Source organism: Pseudomonas carassii (assembly GCF_036324045.1).
In the GTDB taxonomy this organism is placed as follows: Bacteria; Pseudomonadota; Gammaproteobacteria; order Pseudomonadales; family Pseudomonadaceae; genus Aquipseudomonas; species Aquipseudomonas peradeniyensis.
In genome coordinates this window covers 247,714-263,178 of record NZ_JAZDCT010000001.1, presented here as the reverse complement: position 1 = coordinate 263,178, position 15,465 = coordinate 247,714, and the positions used below count along the sequence as shown (strand labels likewise).

General features: G+C 64.3%; 13 protein-coding genes. 6 read left to right on the top strand and 7 right to left on the bottom strand.

Translation table 11 applies throughout. From position 1 onward, the window contains the following. Positions 1-23: 23 nt before the first annotated feature. The 4 genes from V0R62_RS01180 (at position 24) to V0R62_RS01165 (ending at position 4,854) form a co-directional block, all read left to right on the top strand. A complete protein-coding gene (locus V0R62_RS01180; protein WP_330102416.1) occupies positions 24-722 on the top strand; it encodes a segregation and condensation protein A in 699 nt (232 codons plus the stop codon). A 14-nt stretch (positions 723-736) separates the two neighbouring features. Continuing rightward, positions 737-1,498 carry an SMC-Scp complex subunit ScpB gene (gene scpB / locus V0R62_RS01175; protein WP_330102376.1) on the top strand — a complete coding sequence of 254 codons (762 nt, stop codon included), beginning with the start codon at positions 737-739 and terminating at the stop codon, positions 1,496-1,498. 174 nt (positions 1,499-1,672) lie between these two features. Then, positions 1,673-2,737, top strand: a complete 1,065-nt coding sequence (gene rluB, locus V0R62_RS01170) for a 23S rRNA pseudouridine(2605) synthase RluB (RefSeq protein WP_186714513.1) — start codon at positions 1,673-1,675, stop codon at positions 2,735-2,737. A gap of 698 nt (positions 2,738-3,435) precedes the next feature. Next, positions 3,436-4,854 carry an amino acid permease gene (locus V0R62_RS01165; RefSeq protein ID WP_330102375.1) on the top strand — a complete coding sequence of 473 codons (1,419 nt, stop codon included), beginning with the start codon at positions 3,436-3,438 and terminating at the stop codon, positions 4,852-4,854. Positions 4,855-4,924: 70 nt separating this feature from the next. On the opposite strand, the gene V0R62_RS01160 is transcribed toward V0R62_RS01165, so the two are convergent. After that, the gene (locus tag V0R62_RS01160) at positions 4,925-5,809 is read right to left on the bottom strand and encodes a LysR substrate-binding domain-containing protein (protein WP_330102374.1); all 885 of its coding nucleotides are present in this window, start codon (positions 5,807-5,809) and stop codon (positions 4,925-4,927) included. A 152-nt stretch (positions 5,810-5,961) separates the two neighbouring features. Between V0R62_RS01160 and ydiJ the strand changes: the two genes are divergently transcribed. Further along, the gene (gene ydiJ / locus V0R62_RS01155; RefSeq protein ID WP_330102373.1) at positions 5,962-8,979 is read left to right on the top strand and encodes a D-2-hydroxyglutarate dehydrogenase YdiJ; all 3,018 of its coding nucleotides are present in this window, start codon (positions 5,962-5,964) and stop codon (positions 8,977-8,979) included. A 133-nt stretch (positions 8,980-9,112) separates the two neighbouring features. Here ydiJ and V0R62_RS01150 read toward each other — a convergent pair whose 3' ends face one another. From V0R62_RS01150 to phhA, 5 genes are all read right to left on the bottom strand, one after another. Next, positions 9,113-10,300, bottom strand: a complete 1,188-nt coding sequence (locus tag V0R62_RS01150) for an MFS transporter (RefSeq protein WP_330102372.1) — start codon at positions 10,298-10,300, stop codon at positions 9,113-9,115. A 96-nt stretch (positions 10,301-10,396) separates the two neighbouring features. Continuing rightward, positions 10,397-10,525: a hypothetical protein gene (locus V0R62_RS01145; RefSeq protein ID WP_256582346.1), complete on the bottom strand. Its 129-nt coding sequence runs from the start codon at positions 10,523-10,525 to the stop codon at positions 10,397-10,399. 206 nt (positions 10,526-10,731) lie between these two features. Beyond that, the gene (locus tag V0R62_RS01140; RefSeq protein WP_330102371.1) at positions 10,732-11,928 is read right to left on the bottom strand and encodes an amino acid aminotransferase; all 1,197 of its coding nucleotides are present in this window, start codon (positions 11,926-11,928) and stop codon (positions 10,732-10,734) included. Continuing rightward, positions 11,925-12,281, bottom strand: coding sequence for a 4a-hydroxytetrahydrobiopterin dehydratase (locus tag V0R62_RS01135; protein WP_062574779.1), 357 nt, complete (start codon positions 12,279-12,281; stop codon positions 11,925-11,927). Before V0R62_RS01135 ends, V0R62_RS01140 begins: the two co-directional genes overlap by 4 nt. A gap of 38 nt (positions 12,282-12,319) precedes the next feature. Further along, entirely contained in the window at positions 12,320-13,108 is a 789-nt protein-coding gene (gene phhA / locus V0R62_RS01130; protein WP_330102370.1) for a phenylalanine 4-monooxygenase, read from the bottom strand. A gap of 256 nt (positions 13,109-13,364) precedes the next feature. Between phhA and V0R62_RS01125 the strand changes: the two genes are divergently transcribed. Continuing rightward, the gene (locus tag V0R62_RS01125) at positions 13,365-14,924 is read left to right on the top strand and encodes a sigma-54-dependent transcriptional regulator (protein WP_186732953.1); all 1,560 of its coding nucleotides are present in this window, start codon (positions 13,365-13,367) and stop codon (positions 14,922-14,924) included. Positions 14,925-15,138: 214 nt separating this feature from the next. Here V0R62_RS01125 and V0R62_RS01120 read toward each other — a convergent pair whose 3' ends face one another. Further along, positions 15,139-15,393, bottom strand: a complete 255-nt coding sequence (locus V0R62_RS01120) for a DUF2790 domain-containing protein (RefSeq protein ID WP_023630669.1) — start codon at positions 15,391-15,393, stop codon at positions 15,139-15,141. Positions 15,394-15,465 lie beyond the last annotated feature (72 nt).

The window sequence follows — 15,465 nt, the reverse complement described above, 5'->3', positions numbered from 1 at the left end:
ACCTGTACATACCGCCGGACGCGCTGGAAGTGATCCTCGAGGCCTTCGAAGGCCCGCTGGACCTGCTGCTGTACCTGATCCGCAAGCAGAACATCGACATCCTCGACATCCCGGTGGCCGAGATCACCCGCCAGTACATGGGCTATGTCGAGCTGATGAAGAGCGTGCGCCTGGAGCTGGCCGCCGAATACCTGGTGATGGCCGCCATGCTCGCCGAGATCAAGTCGCGCATGCTGCTGCCGCGCTCCAGCGAGATCGAGGACGAGGAGGGTGACCCGCGCGCCGAACTGATCCGCCGCCTGCAGGAGTACGAGCGCTTCAAGGCCGCCGCCGAAGGCATCGATGAGTTGCCGCGGGTTGGTCGCGACGTCGTCGTGCCTCGCCTCGAGGCCCCTCAGACCAAGGTGCGCAAGCTGCTGCCGGAGGTCGCCCTGGAGGAGATCCTGCTGTCCATGGCCGAGGTCATGCGCCGCAATGACCTGTTCGAGAGCCACCAGATCACCCGTGAGGTGCTGTCGACCCGCGAGCGCATGAGCGACGTGCTCGAACGCCTCAAGGGCGGGGGCTTCGTGCCGTTCGTCGAGCTGTTCACCCGTGAGGAAGGCAAGCTCGGGGTGGTGGTGACCTTCATGGCGATTCTCGAACTGGTGAAGGAATCGCTGATCGAACTCGTGCAAAATGAGCCTTTCGCCCCGATCCACGTCCGTGCCCGGGCAGAGTGACCTGACGACTACCGATGAACCTGAACGAACCCCGCGAACTGGCGTCGCTGATCGAGGCCTTCCTGCTCGCCTCGGGCAAGCCGCAATCCCTCGAACGCCTCTACGAGTTGTTCGAGGAGGCCGAGCGCCCGGCCCCAGCCGTTTTCAAGAAGGCCCTGGACGTGCTGGGCAAGTCCTGCAGCGGCCGTGCCTTCGAGCTCAAGGAAGTGGCCAGCGGCTATCGCCTGCAGATCCGAGAAGACTATGCGCCCTGGGTCGGCCGCCTGTGGGAGGAGCGCCCGCAGCGTTACTCCCGCGCGCTGCTGGAAACCATGGCGCTGATCGCCTACCGCCAGCCCATCACCCGTGGCGAGATCGAAGACGTGCGCGGCGTGGCAGTCAACAGCAACATCATCAAGACCCTGATGGAGCGCGAGTGGATTCGCATCGTCGGCTACCGCGAGGTGCCTGGCCGGCCGGCGATGTTCGCCACCACCAAGGCGTTCCTCGATCACTTCAACCTCAAGAGCCTCGACGAGCTGCCGGCATTGGCCGAGTTGCGCGAGATGGAGCCTGAGCCGCTGCTCGATCCGGACGAGGCGCCGGTGCCCGCTCACCTGCAAGCCCTGGCCGATGCCAGCCTGGGCGAGGAGGGTGAAGAGGTGGAGCCCAAGGAGGAGACCAGCTTCCGTTCGCTGCTGGTTGAGCTGGATGCGATGGAAGAGGGGCTCAAGACCGATTTCGATGATTTGCGCGATGAGGCGTCCATCGAGCCCGAGGACGAACCAAAGGCCTGACTGCCGACTTTGTGGAGGCGGGCTTGCCCCGCGATGAGGCCGGCACCGTCAAAACCTACCTTTGGGCAGAATCCGCAGGGCGATCGCCAAAAACCTTCTACCCTCCAGTGCGTTCCCCCGCCGAACCGCGTATGATGCGCGCCCGCTTTCACTACTACACCGGGAGGTGCCCAGATGAGTGACAAAGACCTGCAAGACCAACAACCCACCCCGCCGTCCGGCGAAAAGCTGCAGAAAGTACTGGCGCGCATCGGCGTCGGCTCGCGTCGTGACGTCGAGGCCTGGATCGGCCAGGGCCGTATCAAGGTCAACGGCGTCGAGGCCACCCTGGGCCTGCGCGTCGACCTGCACGACGCCATCACCGTCGACGGCAAGCTGATCAAGCGTGTCGAGGCCGCCGAGGCGACCCGCCGCGTGATCATGTACAACAAGCCCGACGGCGAGATCTGCACCCGTGACGACCCGGAAGGCCGCCCGACCGTGTTCGACCGCCTGCCGCGCCCGAAAGAGGGCCGCTGGATCAACATCGGTCGCCTGGACATCAACACCACTGGCCTGCTGCTGTTCACTACCGATGGTGAGCTGGCCAACCGCCTGATGCACCCGTCCTATGAAATGGACCGCGAGTACGCCGTGCGCGTGCGCGGCGAGGTCGACGACGACATGGTCGACCGCCTCAAGGCCGGCGTGGTGCTCGAGGACGGCCCGGCCAAGTTCACCGACATCCAGAAGGCACCAGGTGGCGAAGGTTTCAACCACTGGTACCACTGCGTGGTGATGGAAGGCCGCAACCGTGAAGTGCGCCGTCTGTGGGAATCCCAGGGCGTGGTGGTCAGCCGCCTGAAGCGCGTGCGTTTCGGCCCGGTGTTCCTCAACTCCGACCTGCCGATGGGCCGCTGGCGCGAAATGAGCCAGGGTGAGATCGACATCCTGGCCGCCGAAGTCGGCCTGCAGCCGGTGGCGCTGCCGGAAATGAAGCTCAAGGCCAAGGACAAGCTCGAGCGTCTGCAGCGCAAGTCGACCCGTCCGCTGGGGCGCGGCGAGCGTGTGCGCACCCTGCGTCCGGCTGCCGAAGGGCAGGCCGAGCGCCCGGCACGCGCGCCGCGTGAAGAGTCTGCACCGCGCAAGAGTGGTCGTGGCAGCACGGTGGCCGAGCGCCCGAGCGAGATGCGCAAGCGTCCGGCCCGTCCTGAAGGCGACAAGCCAGCAGGTCGTGGCCGCGGCAAGCCGCGTGGCTGATCCGGCCCGTTAGCGAAAGAGCCAGCCTTCGGGCTGGCTTTTTTGTGCCTGTGAAAAGGAAGACCCTCGATACGCAGCCCTGTGTAGGAGCGGGCTTGCCCCGCGATGGGCCGCAAAGCGGCTCCAAGTGCCTGAACAGAAACAAATTTTCCCGACTATTGGCAAATTTTCAAACCATCTTGTAAAGAAAACTATACGATTTCTGGCCTTTTCCCCGGCTTACCTGTGCTTTCCCGCTCTTCGTCACAAAATCTTTCCAAGACTTGCGCGCCAGAGCCTCCCCGCCACCCTTCACCCCCTTCCCAAACCCCCGCCCAAACGCTGATATAGCGCCATTGCCGTGTGCAGAGCCAGGCAGGATAGCCAGGCATCGAAAACAACAAAATGGAGGCGCCATGTACGCCGATCACTCCGCCTTTTCAGGCCTTCACCCCAGGACCGGTGCGTTTTTTCCACAGGAAACGATGCAACGCGTTGACGCCTGCGCGTTTGCAGGGGTATACAATGCGCCGCGTTTTACCTGTGACCCCCTTGCGTACCGCGCACTCTTGCTGACACCCGGTTGATCCGCCCGGGCACCTCGCCCGTCAGGACCGCCCGTCCAAGAACCCAAGGTAACCACCTTGCCCATTCCGCTGCGCCACGAGTGCGGTGGGTCCGATTCCGTCACAGATAAAAACAAGCAGGTGACTTCGTTCATGAGTGGACATAATTCACAGTCTGGCGAACTCAAGCGTGGCTTGAAGAACCGCCATATCCAACTGATCGCCCTGGGTGGCGCGATTGGCACCGGATTGTTCCTGGGCTCGGCCGGCGTGATGAAGTCCGCCGGTCCGTCGATGATCCTCGGCTATGCGATCTGCGGCTTCATCGCCTTCATGATCATGCGCCAGCTCGGCGAGATGATCGTCGAAGAGCCGGTGGCCGGCTCCTTCAGCCATTTCGCGCACAAGTACTGGGGCGGTTTCGCCGGCTTCCTGTCGGGCTGGAACTGCTGGGTGCTGTACATCCTGGTGGGCATGTCGGAGCTGTCGGCGGTGGGCAAGTACGTCCATTACTGGTGGCCGGAGATCCCGACCTGGGTCACCGCGGCGGCGTTCTTCCTGCTGATCAACGCCATCAACCTGATGAACGTGAAGTTCTTCGGCGAGGCCGAGTTCTGGTTCGCGATCATCAAGGTCGCCGCCATCGTCGGCATGATCGGCCTGGGCGCCTACCTGCTGACCAGCGGCAGTGGCGGTCCGGAAGCGTCGGTGACCAACCTGTGGGCTCATGGCGGCTTCTTCCCGCATGGCGTCAGCGGCCTGGTGATGGCGCTGGCCTTCATCATGTTCTCCTTCGGTGGCCTGGAAATGCTCGGCTTCACCGCGGCCGAGGCCGACAAGCCGAAGACCGTGATCCCCAAGGCGATCAACCAGGTCATCTACCGCATCCTGATCTTCTATGTGGGCGCCCTGGTGGTGCTGCTGTCGCTGACCCCGTGGGACAGCCTGGTGGCCAGCATCGACGCTTCCGGTGGCAGCTATGGCAGCAGCCCGTTCGTCCAGGTCTTCTCGCTGCTGGGTAGCGACGTGGCCGCACACCTGCTGAACTTCGTGGTCCTGACCGCGGCGCTGTCGGTGTACAACAGTGGTACCTACTGCAACGCCCGCATGCTTCTGGGCATGGCCGAGCAGGGCGATGCCCCGGCGGCGCTGGCCAAGGTCGACCGTCGCGGCGTGCCGGTACGCTCGATCCTGGTGTCGGCGGCCGTGACCCTGATCGCGGTGCTGCTCAACTACCTGATGCCGCAAAATGCCCTGGAGTTGCTGATGTCGCTGGTGGTGGCGACCCTGGTGATTAATTGGGCGATGATCAGCTACTCGCACCTGAAGTTCCGCCAGCACCTCGACCGCACCGGCCAGAAGCCGCTGTTCAAGGCGCTGTGGTACCCGTACGGCAACTACCTGGTGCTGGCCTTCGTGGTGCTGATCCTCGGCATCATGCTGCAGATCCCGGGCATCCAGGTGTCGGTGTACGCCATGCCGGTGTGGCTGGTGGTGATGTATGTGGCCTACCAACTGAAGAGCAAGCGCGGTTCTCAGGCCAACGGCGCTGCCGGTAGCGTGGCCAAGTAAGCGCCGAGGCGCTTCGAGAAAACCCGATGCCAGGTGACTGGCATCGGGTTTTTTGTTGTCTGTGCCAGCCTCAGATCTGTTCCAGCAGCCAGCCACGAAACGCCCGCAACGAAGGTAGTGCCTCATTCCTTGGTGGATAGATCAGGTAGTAGCTACGCTGGCTGGCAAACGGCGCCCCCGGGCTGAACAGCTCGCCGCTGGCCAGTTCCTCCTCCACCAGAATCCTGGGCACCAGGCCGATCCCAATCCCCGCCCGCACCGCCTGGATCAAATGCGAGGTCAGCTCGAAACTCGGCCCCAGGCGCATCGTCCGGTGGGGCAGGGCGTGGTGGGAGAACCACTCCCCCCAGGCATGGGGGTTGTTGGCGACGTTGAGCAGCACCTCTTCGCTGATCTGCGCCGGGCTCCATTCCTGGCCGTCGCGCGCGCTGTCCGGCGGCAGGATCACCACCAGTTCCTCGGCGTGCAGGCGATGGCAGACCAGCCCAGGCAGGTCGTGGGTGGCCACGCCGATGGCGGCGTCGATCTCGCTGGTGTCGAAGTTGATCGCTTCAATACGGGAATGAATGTGCACCAGCATGCCGGGGTGGGCGCTGTAGAACGCATGCAGGCGCGGCAACAGCCATTTCGAGCCGAAGGTCGGTAGGGTTGCCAGGCGCAGGGTACCGACCCCGGACTGGTAGGCCAGGGCCTGCAGGGTGGCGCTGCGGATGCGCCCCAAGGCTTCGCTCAATTCGCGCTGGTAAAGGCGACCCACGTCAGTCAGTTGCACCTGGCGCCCCTCGCGGCGGAACAGGGTGAGTCCCAGCTGCTGCTCCAGCGCCTGCACCTGGCGGCTCACCGCGCTCTGGGTCAGCGACAGCTCGGCGGCGGCGCGGGTGTAGCTTTCATGCCGGGCGGCGGCCTCGAAGGCCAGCAGCAGCGACATGGACGGGGTGAGGTGGCGGTAATTCATTCATAAAGCTCATCGATAGCGGCAGGAATATCCGTTTGCCCCTGGCGCGAAACTACAGGAACATTGGCCTATTCGAAATCCTCCCATGAGTCATTCATGCAGGAGTGACAAGATTTCCGTGAATTAGCCCGATATCAAAGAGGCATCCTTCGATGATCGCCCAGCTGCCGCCCCGTGCGCCCGCCTCCCATTACCCTGAATTCCTCGAGGCCCTGAAAAACAGTGGCTTCCGTGGCCAGATCAGTGCCGACTACGGCACCCGCACCGTGCTGGCCACCGACAACTCTATCTACCAGCGCCTGCCCCAGGCGGCGGTGTTTCCATTGGATGCCGACGATGTGGCGCAGGTTGCCACGCTCATGGCCGAGCCACGCTTTCGCGACATCAAGCTGACCCCGCGTGGCGGCGGTACTGGCACCAACGGCCAGTCGCTGACCGATGGCATCGTCGTCGACCTGTCGCGGCACATGAACAACATTCTCGAGATCAATGTCGAGCAGCGCTGGGTGCGGGTCCAGGCGGGCGTGGTCAAGGACCAGCTCAACGCCGCGCTCAAGCCCCATGGGCTGTTCTTTGCGCCGGAACTGTCGACCTCCAATCGCGCCACCGTCGGCGGCATGATCAACACCGACGCCAGCGGCCAGGGCAGTTGCACCTATGGCAAGACCCGCGACCACGTGCTCGAGTTGCACAGCGTGCTGCTCGGTGGTGCGCGCCTGCACAGCCTGCCGATCGACGACGCGGCGCTGGAGCAGGCCTGCGCTGCGCCCGGCCGGGTCGGTGAGGTGTATCGCATGGCCCGCGAGATCCAGGAAACCCAGGCCGGGCTGATCGAAAGCACCTTCCCCAAGCTCAACCGCTGCCTGACCGGCTACGACCTGGCGCACCTGCGCGACGAGCAGGGCCGCTTCAACCTCAACAGCGTGCTGTGCGGTGCAGAAGGTTCGCTGGGCTATGTGGTCGAGGCCAAGCTCAATGTGCTGCCGATACCGAAGTACGCGGTGCTGGTCAACGTGCGCTACACCAGCTTCATGGACGCCCTGCGCGACGCCAACGCGCTGATGGCGCACAAGCCGCTGTCGATCGAGACCGTCGACTCCAAGGTGCTGATGCTGGCGATGAAGGACATCGTCTGGCACAGCGTCGCCGAGTACTTCCCGGCCGACGCCGAGCGCCCGACGCTGGGCATCAACCTGGTGGAGTTCTGCGGCGACGAGCCGGCCGAGGTCAATGCCCGGGTCGAGGCGTTCGTCGCGCACCTGCAGCGCGACACCAGCGTCGAACGCCTTGGGCACACCCTGGCGGAAGGTGCCGAGGCGGTCACCAGGGTCTACACCATGCGCAAGCGTTCGGTGGGGCTGCTTGGCAACGTCGAGGGAGAGGTGCGGCCACAGCCGTTCGTCGAGGACACCGCCGTGCCGCCGGAGCAGTTGGCTGACTACATTGCCGACTTCCGTGCGCTGCTCGACGGTTACGGCCTGGCCTACGGCATGTTCGGCCATGTCGATGCCGGCGTGCTGCACGTGCGCCCGGCGCTGGACATGAAGGACCCGGCCCAGGCCGCGCTGGTCAAGCCGATTTCCGATGCCGTTGCGGCGCTGACCCAGCGCTATGGCGGCCTGCTCTGGGGCGAACATGGCAAAGGCCTGCGCTCCGAGTACGTGCCGGAATACTTCGGAGAGCTGTACCCGGCACTGCAGCGTCTCAAGGGCGCCTTCGATCCATACAATCAGCTCAACCCGGGCAAGATCTGCACCCCGTCGGACAGCGCCGAAGGCCTGACCCCGGTGGATGGCGTGACCCTGCGCGGTGACCTTGACCGCAGTATCGACGAGCGCGTCTGGCAAAGTTTCGGCAGCGCCGTGCACTGCAACGGCAACGGCGCCTGTTACAACTACGACCCCAACGACGCCATGTGCCCGTCGTGGAAGGCTACCCGCGAACGCCAGCACTCGCCCAAGGGGCGTGCCTCGCTGATCCGCGAATGGCTGCGCCTGCAGGGCGAGGCAAACATCGATGTACTCGCCGCCGCCCAGCGCAAGGCGTCCTGGTTCAAGGGGCTGCCGGCGCGCCTGCGCAACAGCCGTGCGCGCCAGCAGGGGCAGGAAGACTTCTCCCACGAGGTATACGGCGCCATGGCTGGCTGTCTGGCGTGCAAGTCCTGCGCGGGGCAGTGTCCGATCAAGGTCAATGTGCCGGACTTCCGCTCGCGCTTCCTCGAGCTGTACCACGGCCGCTACCAGCGTCCGCTGCGCGATTACCTGATCGGCTCGCTGGAGTTCACCATCCCGTACCTGGCCCATGCGCCGGGCCTGTACAACGCGGTGATGGGCTCGAAGTGGGTGAGCAGGCTGCTGGCGGACAAGGTCGGCATGGTCGACAGCCCGCTGATCAGCCGTTTCAACTTCCAGGCCACCCTGACCCGTTGCCGGGTTCAGGTGGCGAGCGTGCCGGCCTTGCGCGAGCTAACCCCGGCCCAGCGCGAGCGCAGCATCGTGCTGGTGCAGGATGCCTTCACCCGCTATTTCGAGACGCCACTGCTGGCCTCGTTCATCGAGCTGGCCCATCGCCTGGGGCACAAGGTGTTCCTCGCGCCCTACAGCGCCAACGGCAAGCCGTTGCATGTGCAGGGTTTCCTCGGTGCCTTCGCCAGGGCGGCGATCCGCAACGCCACCCAGCTCAAGGCCCTGGCCGATTGCGGTGTGCCGCTGGTGGGGCTGGATCCGGCGATGACCCTGGTCTACCGCCAGGAGTACCAGAAGGTCGATGGCGTGGAGTGCCCGTCGGTACTGCTGCCCCAGGAATGGCTGATGAACGTGCTGCCCGAGCAGGCGCCGGTCAAGGCCGACAGCTTCCGTCTGATGGCCCACTGCACCGAGAAGACCAATGTGCCGGCCAGTACCAAACAGTGGGAGCAGGTGTTCGCCCGTCTGGGGCTGAAACTGGTCACCGAGGCCACCGGCTGCTGCGGCATGTCCGGTACCTATGGGCATGAAGCACGGAACCAGGAAACCTCGAAGACCATCTTCGAGCAGTCCTGGGCGACCAAGCTGGACAAGCAGGGTGAGGCATTGGCGACCGGCTATTCGTGCCGCAGCCAGGTCAAGCGCATGACCGAGAAGCAGTTGCGCCATCCGTTGGAGGTGGTGCTGCAGTACGCGCAGCGCTAGTCAATTGATGGGGCCGCTTTGCGGCCCTTTCGCGGCACAAGGCCGCTCCTACAGGAGGTTGTGTTCCTCTGTAGGAGCGGCCTTGCCGAGGCGTCGGACCGGCCGGAAAGGGGTGCAAAGCACCCCCCGGCTTTTAGCGTTCCCGTTGCAGTCGAGCTTGTCGGTACAGATAGCAGCTCAACACTAACCCACACCCCGCCGCCGCCGCCGCGAACAGAAACATCGAGGCAAATCCGAACCCCGCCGCCACCGCGCCCACCAGCGGCCCGGTGATCCCCAGCGACAGGTCGATGAACAGCGAATAGGCGCCCACCGCCGCGCCGCGGTTGGCTGCCGACACCTGGTTCACGGCTTCCACCCCGAGTGCCGGAAACACCAGCGAGAATCCGAACCCGCTCAACGCCGCGCCGGCCAGGGCCATCTCGGCGCTGGGCGCCAGCCACAGCATCAGCAACCCCAGTGTCTCCACCGACAGGCAGGCAATCGCCACGCGAAAACCGCCGATGCGGTTTATCAGGTTGCCGAACAGCAGGCGCGCGCAGATGAAGCTGGCGCCGAACAGGCTCAGGGTCAGCGCGGCGTTGGGCCAGTCGCGGCTGGCGTAGTACAGGGTGATGAAGGTGGCGATGGTGCCGAAGCCGATCGAGCCCAGGGCCAGCCCCGAGCCATGGGGGAAGACCTTGCCCAGTACCCGCAGGAACGGCAGGCGTACGCCGGCGACCACCGGCGCGGCGCGCTTGGGCCAGGCCAGCAGCAGGCCGATGACGCCCAGCAGGATGATGCTTGCGCCCATGCTCCACAGCCCGAGCTGCTTGACCATCAGTACGCCGAGCGGCGCGCCGATGGCCAATGCGCCATAGCTGGCAATGCCGTTCCAGGAGATCACCTTGGCGGTATTTTCCGAGCCGACCCGGCCGATGCCCCAGCCGATCGAGCCCGAGCCCACCAGGCTCTCGGCGCTGCCCAGCACCAGGCGGCCGATGAACAGGCAGGCCAGGCTCAGCCAGGGCAGGTGGGTAAGAAAGCTGCAGGCCAGCATGAACACGCCGCTCAGGCCGCAGCCGAACAGGCCGTACATGACCGCCTTCTTGCTGCCGAGGTTGTCGATGATGCGGCTGGCGGTGGGGCGGCTGAGCAGGGTGGCCAGGTACTGCACGCTGATCACCAGGCCCGCGACCACGGCGCTGAAGCCCAGGTCGTTGTGCACGTAGCCGGGCAGCACGGCCAGGGGGATGCCGATGTTCAGGTAGCCGATGAAGGTAAACAGGACGATGGAAACGACTTGCAGGGTGACCGCAAGGGGGCGCGGTGAGTCGGGCATGAGGGTCTTCGGTAGAGGTTCTGGACGGTGTGAAAACGCGATGACGGGGATATCCCGCAGGTCAGCCGTTTTCACACAGTCGGGTGGGGTGCGCGATTATTCCTGGTCGGCGCTGGATTGATCGTCACCGTCCTGGTCGACGGCGGGCGTCGGCTCGGCGTGGGCGGCAACGGATTGCTCTTCGGGGTTCAGGCTTGGGAAGGGAAGATTCGGGATTTCATGCATCTCGTCGTTCCTCGCAAGTGTGAGTGAAAAGGCGGCGCCAGGGCGCATGTGTGGCTTCGAAAAGCTGGGGCAGGATACAGCAGTCTGGATGACAGTTTGAGAATTTTACCGGGCGCTGGTCGGTTTTAGCGGGCGGCTATCGGCCAAGGAGTGTGTCAGGAGGGCACGTGGGGGCGGATTTGCCCCCACGCCACATCGGCCAGGTTTCAGCGACAGACGTCGGCGATGGCCGCCGCCAATTGCTCCAGGCGTCGTGCATCCGCCCCGGCGATGTTCGCCCGGCCGGTACCGACCATGTACACACTGTGCCGCTCACGCAGCAGGCGCACTTGCTCGGGGTTCAGGCCGGTGTAGGAGAACATCCCGCGTTGCACGGCGATGTGCGCGAAACGCTCGGCCAGGCCATGGGGCGCCAGCGCCTGCACCAGGCCCTGGCGAAGCTCGGCGATGCGCTGGCGCATGGCGTTCACTTCCTCGACCCACAGCGCCTTGAGTGCCGGATCACCGAGGATCTCGGCGACCACCGCGGCGCCATGGTCCGGTGGCGTCGACCACAGGTTGCGCGCAATGAACGCCAGCTGGCTGCGCACATCCAGCAGTTTCTCGGCATCGTGGCTGCACACCAGCAGGGCGCCGGTGCGATCGCGGTACAGGCCGAAGTTCTTCGAGCAGGAGCTGGTGACCAGCAGTTCCGGCAGTTCGGCGGCAAACAGGCGCACCGCCCAGGCGTCTTCCTCCAGGCCGTCACCGAAGCCCTGGTAGGCGAAGTCGATCAGTGGCAGCAGGTTGCGGCGCTTGACGATGTCGAGCACCGCGCGCCAGTCGTCCTGGCCCAGGTCGAAACCGGTCGGGTTGTGGCAGCAGGCGTGCAGCAGCACCACGTCGCCTTCCGGTGCTTGTTCCAGCGCGGCGAGCATGCCGTCGATGTTCAGGCGGTTGTCCTTGCCCACGTAGGGGTAGTGGGACACTTTAAGCCCGGCGCCGGCGAAGATCGTCTCGTGGATCGGCCAGGTCGGGTCGCTCAGCCAGATGCCACGCCCCGGCAGGCAGTGGGCGATGAACTCCGCCGCCAGGCGCAGGGCACCGGTGCCGCCCGGGGTCTGGGTGGCGCCAGCGCGCTGACCGGCCAGCAGTGGCGAGTCGCTGCCCAGCACCAGCTCGCTGACCAGCCGTCCGAACACCGCGTCACCATGGCCACCGATGTAGCTTTTGGTGGCCTGGCGTTCGACCAGGCGCTGCTCGGCCTGCTTGACCGCCGCGGGAATCGGCGTCAGGCCCTGGGCGTCCTTGAACACGCCGACACCCAGGTCGAACTTGGCCGGGTTGGCGTCGCGGGCGTAGGCCTCCATCAGCCCCAGGATCGGGTCGCCAGGGACCCGACCGATGGCCGCGAAGTGCATCACTTGCGCCCTTCGGCGGTCTTGGCGACCTCGTCGGTACGCGCGCACATGATGAAGTCGTTGCGGTGCAGGCCCTTGATCGAGTGGCTCCACCAGGTCACGGTGACCTTGCCCCACTCGGTCAGCAGGCCTGGGTGATGGCCTTCGGCTTCAGCGATTTCGCCGATGGCATTGGTGAAGGCCAGGGCATGCTTGAAGTTCTTGAACAGGAACACGCGCTCGAGCTCCATGTGGCCGTCGCGGACTTCGATGTTCCAGTCCGGGATCTCGCGGATCAGTACCGCCAGTTCCTCGTCGGTGACTTTCGGCGCATCGGCGCGGCAGGCTTCGCAGTGGGCTTGGTTCAAGGCATTCATGGGTGTTTTCCGGTTTGAGTTGTTATCGACAGGGGCGCTCAGGCGGCGACCTTGGGTGGAAACTTCGGTGCGTGCAGGCCCAGCTGCATGGCCTGGTGGACCATGGCCATGATGTCTTCGTGGGCCAGGTCGAACAGGCGCTTCATGTTCGGCAGGACGAAGTACAGGGGCTGCAGGATATCGATGCGGTACGGCGTGCGCATGGCCTCGATCGGGTCGAAGGCCTGGTGCTCCGGCTCGCCGGACAGACTGTAGACGGTCTCCTTCGGCGAGGAGAGGATGCCGCCGCCGTAGATCTTGCGACCCTGCGCGGTCTCCATCAGGCCGAACTCGATGGTCATCCAGTACAGGCGCGCCAGGTACACACGCTGTTCCTTGGTCGCCGCCAGGCCCAACTTGCCGTAGGTGTGGGTGAATTCGGCGAAGAAGGGGTTGGTCAGCAGCGGGCAGTGGCCGAAGATCTCGTGGAAGATGTCGGGCTCCTGCAGGTAGTCCAGCTCTTCCGGGGTGCGGATGAAGGTGGCGACCGGGAAGCGCTTGCTGGCCAGCAGCTCGAAGAAGGTCTGGAAGGGGATCAGCGCCGGCACGCGGGCGACCTGCCAGCCGGTGGTGGCGCCCAGCACCTTGTTGATTTCGCCGAGCTGGGGGATGCGGTCGTGGGGCAGCTTGAGCTGCTCGATACCGTCCAGGTATTCCTGGCATGCCCGGCCTTCGATCACTTTCAGTTGGCGAGTGATCAGGGTGTTCCACACCGCATGTTCTTCCTGCGGGTAGTCGATAAAACCATGCGCATCGGGCTCGCGTGCCACGTATTGCGTCTGTTTCATGTGGCTCTCCTGGTGAGGGCGTTCTTGTTATGTACAGGACATACCTTAGGAATATCCCTACAAACGCGGCTTTGCACCGGGGTTGGGGCCACTTGTGGCTATCCGCTGGTCCTGAATTCGTAACGATAATTTTACAAAAATGCCCTTGTGCCGGAAAATCACGGGCATCGAGCTGGGCGGAAGGGTGATTCTGTCAGCTTATCTTTACGACTTTTCCGCGTGCCGAGTAAAAACCTTGGCCGCTTCGAGAGCTTCCATGCGTATCAAAGTGCACTGCCAGAACCGCATCGGCATCCTGCGGGACATCCTCAACCTGCTGGTGGAGTACGGCATCAACGTGCTGCGCGGCGAGGTGGGCGGCGATCATGGCAACGCTATCTACCTGCATTGCCCGAACCTGATCAACCTGCAGTTCCAGGCCTTGCGGCCGAAGTTCGAGTCGATCGCCGGGGTGTTCGGGGTCAAGCGCGTCGGCCTGATGCCCAGCGAGCGCCGGCACATGGAGCTCAATGCGCTGCTCGGCGCGCTGGATTTCCCGGTGCTGTCGATCGACATGGGCGGCAGCATCGTTGCCGCCAACCGTGGCGCGGCGCAGTTGCTCGGGGTGCGGGTGGACGAGGTGCCGGGCATTCCGTTGTCGCGCTATGTCGAGGACTTCGACCTGCCGGAGCTGATCCGCGCCAACAAGTCGCGGATCAACGGCCTGCGCATCAAGGTCAAGGGCGATGTGTTCCTCGCCGATATCGCGCCGTTGCAGTCGGAGCATGATGACAGCGAGGCCCTGGCGGGCGCGGTGATCACCTTGCATCGCGCTGATCGCATCGGCGAGCGTATCTACAACGTGCGCAAGCAGGAACTACGGGGCTTCGACAGTATCTTCCAGAGCTCGCGGGTGATGGCCGCGGTGGTGCGCGAGGCGCGGCGCATGGCGCCGCTGGATGCGCCGCTGCTGATCGAGGGCGAGACCGGTACCGGCAAGGAATTGCTGGCGCGCGCCTGCCACCTGGCCAGCCCCCGTGGCCAGGCGCCGCTGATGGCGCTCAACTGCGCCGGCCTGCCGGAGTCGATGGCCGAGACCGAGCTGTTCGGCTACGGGCCGGGGGCGTTCGAGGGCGCGCGAGCCGAAGGTAAGCTGGGGCTGCTGGAGCTTACCGCCGGTGGCACGCTGTTCCTCGATGGCGTCGGGGAGATGAGCCCGCGCTTGCAGGTCAAGCTGCTGCGCTTCCTGCAGGATGGCTGTTTCCGTCGTGTCGGCAGTGACGAAGAGGTGTACCTGGACGTGCGGGTGATCTGCGCGACCCAGGTCGATCTGTCCGAGCTGTGCGCCCGGGGCGAGTTCCGTCAGGACCTCTACCATCGCCTCAACGTGCTGTCGCTGCACATTCCGCCGCTGCGCGAATGCATGGATGGCCTGGAGGGGCTGGTGCAGCACTTCCTTGACCAGGCCAGCCGGCAGATCGGCTGCCCGATGCCGCGCCTGGCGCCGGCGGCGATGGACAAGCTTGCCCAATATCATTGGCCGGGCAACGTGCGCCAGCTGGAGAACGTGCTGTTCCAGGCGGTGTCGTTGTGCGAGGGCGGGGTGGTGAAGAGCGAACATATCCGTTTGCCGGATTATGGCGCACGCCAACCATTGGGTGAGTTTTCCCTGGATGGCGATCTTTCGCAAATTGTCGGGCGGTTTGAAAAGGCGGTATTGGAAAGTCTGATGAGCGAGTTTCCAAGTAGCCGGGCGCTGGGGAAAAGATTGGGAGTTTCCCATACGACCATTGCCAACAAGTTGCGGGATTATTCGTTGAACAAGTCGGGGGAATGAGCTTTTAAAATTTGTAGGGCTCGATATTGATCTTTCAGCATATTCGAGAATTACATCGGCCCCTGTAGGAGCGGCCTTGTGTCGCGAAAGGGCCGCAAAGCGGCCCCGGCGATCTTTGCGTGCTGCTGAAAACCCGGGGTTGCTGCGCAGCCCTTTCGCGACACAAGGCCGCTCCTACAGGGATCGCGCAAGGCTTGAGGTTTGCGCGGTCGTCTCAGCCGTTGGAACAACCGTTCCCCATCACGCGGTATTCGAGAATGTGCTTCTGGCCCTGGGAGTCCTCGTAGGTCATGCGGGCTGGCACCACTTCGCAGACGTTCGGCACTTCGCTCATGGAAATGACGCGGGCGATGTCCAAGTGCTGCGAATAACTGTACTGTTCAACCGGAATCTGCTCGACATCTTTTGCTTCGCCGGCCAATGCCGCGCCGCAAAAACCGCCAAGTACCAATACCAGTAAAGCTTTCATTTTCAAGTTACCTGTCTAAGGTCGTGAGGGGGCACGCGGCGCTTATGGCGCCGCGAGTACAGCAAGTTTCAA

Bases quoted from the DNA above. Each gene is read 5' to 3' on its own strand.
- V0R62_RS01125 (WP_186732953.1), top strand. From the start codon at position 13,365: ATGCGTATCAAAGTGCACTGCCAGAACCGCATCGGCATCCTGCGGGAC.
- ydiJ (WP_330102373.1), top strand. From the start codon at position 5,962: ATGATCGCCCAGCTGCCGCCCCGTGCGCCCGCCTCCCATTACCCTGAA.
- V0R62_RS01160 (WP_330102374.1), bottom strand. From the start codon at position 5,809: ATGAATTACCGCCACCTCACCCCGTCCATGTCGCTGCTGCTGGCCTTC.
- rluB (WP_186714513.1), top strand. From the start codon at position 1,673: ATGAGTGACAAAGACCTGCAAGACCAACAACCCACCCCGCCGTCCGGC.
- V0R62_RS01135 (WP_062574779.1), bottom strand. From the start codon at position 12,281: ATGAATGCCTTGAACCAAGCCCACTGCGAAGCCTGCCGCGCCGATGCG.
- V0R62_RS01145 (WP_256582346.1), bottom strand. From the start codon at position 10,525: ATGCATGAAATCCCGAATCTTCCCTTCCCAAGCCTGAACCCCGAAGAG.
- V0R62_RS01150 (WP_330102372.1), bottom strand. From the start codon at position 10,300: ATGCCCGACTCACCGCGCCCCCTTGCGGTCACCCTGCAAGTCGTTTCC.
- phhA (WP_330102370.1), bottom strand. From the start codon at position 13,108: ATGAAACAGACGCAATACGTGGCACGCGAGCCCGATGCGCATGGTTTT.
- V0R62_RS01165 (WP_330102375.1), top strand. From the start codon at position 3,436: ATGAGTGGACATAATTCACAGTCTGGCGAACTCAAGCGTGGCTTGAAG.
- V0R62_RS01120 (WP_023630669.1), bottom strand. From the start codon at position 15,393: ATGAAAGCTTTACTGGTATTGGTACTTGGCGGTTTTTGCGGCGCGGCA.
- scpB (WP_330102376.1), top strand. From the start codon at position 737: ATGAACCTGAACGAACCCCGCGAACTGGCGTCGCTGATCGAGGCCTTC.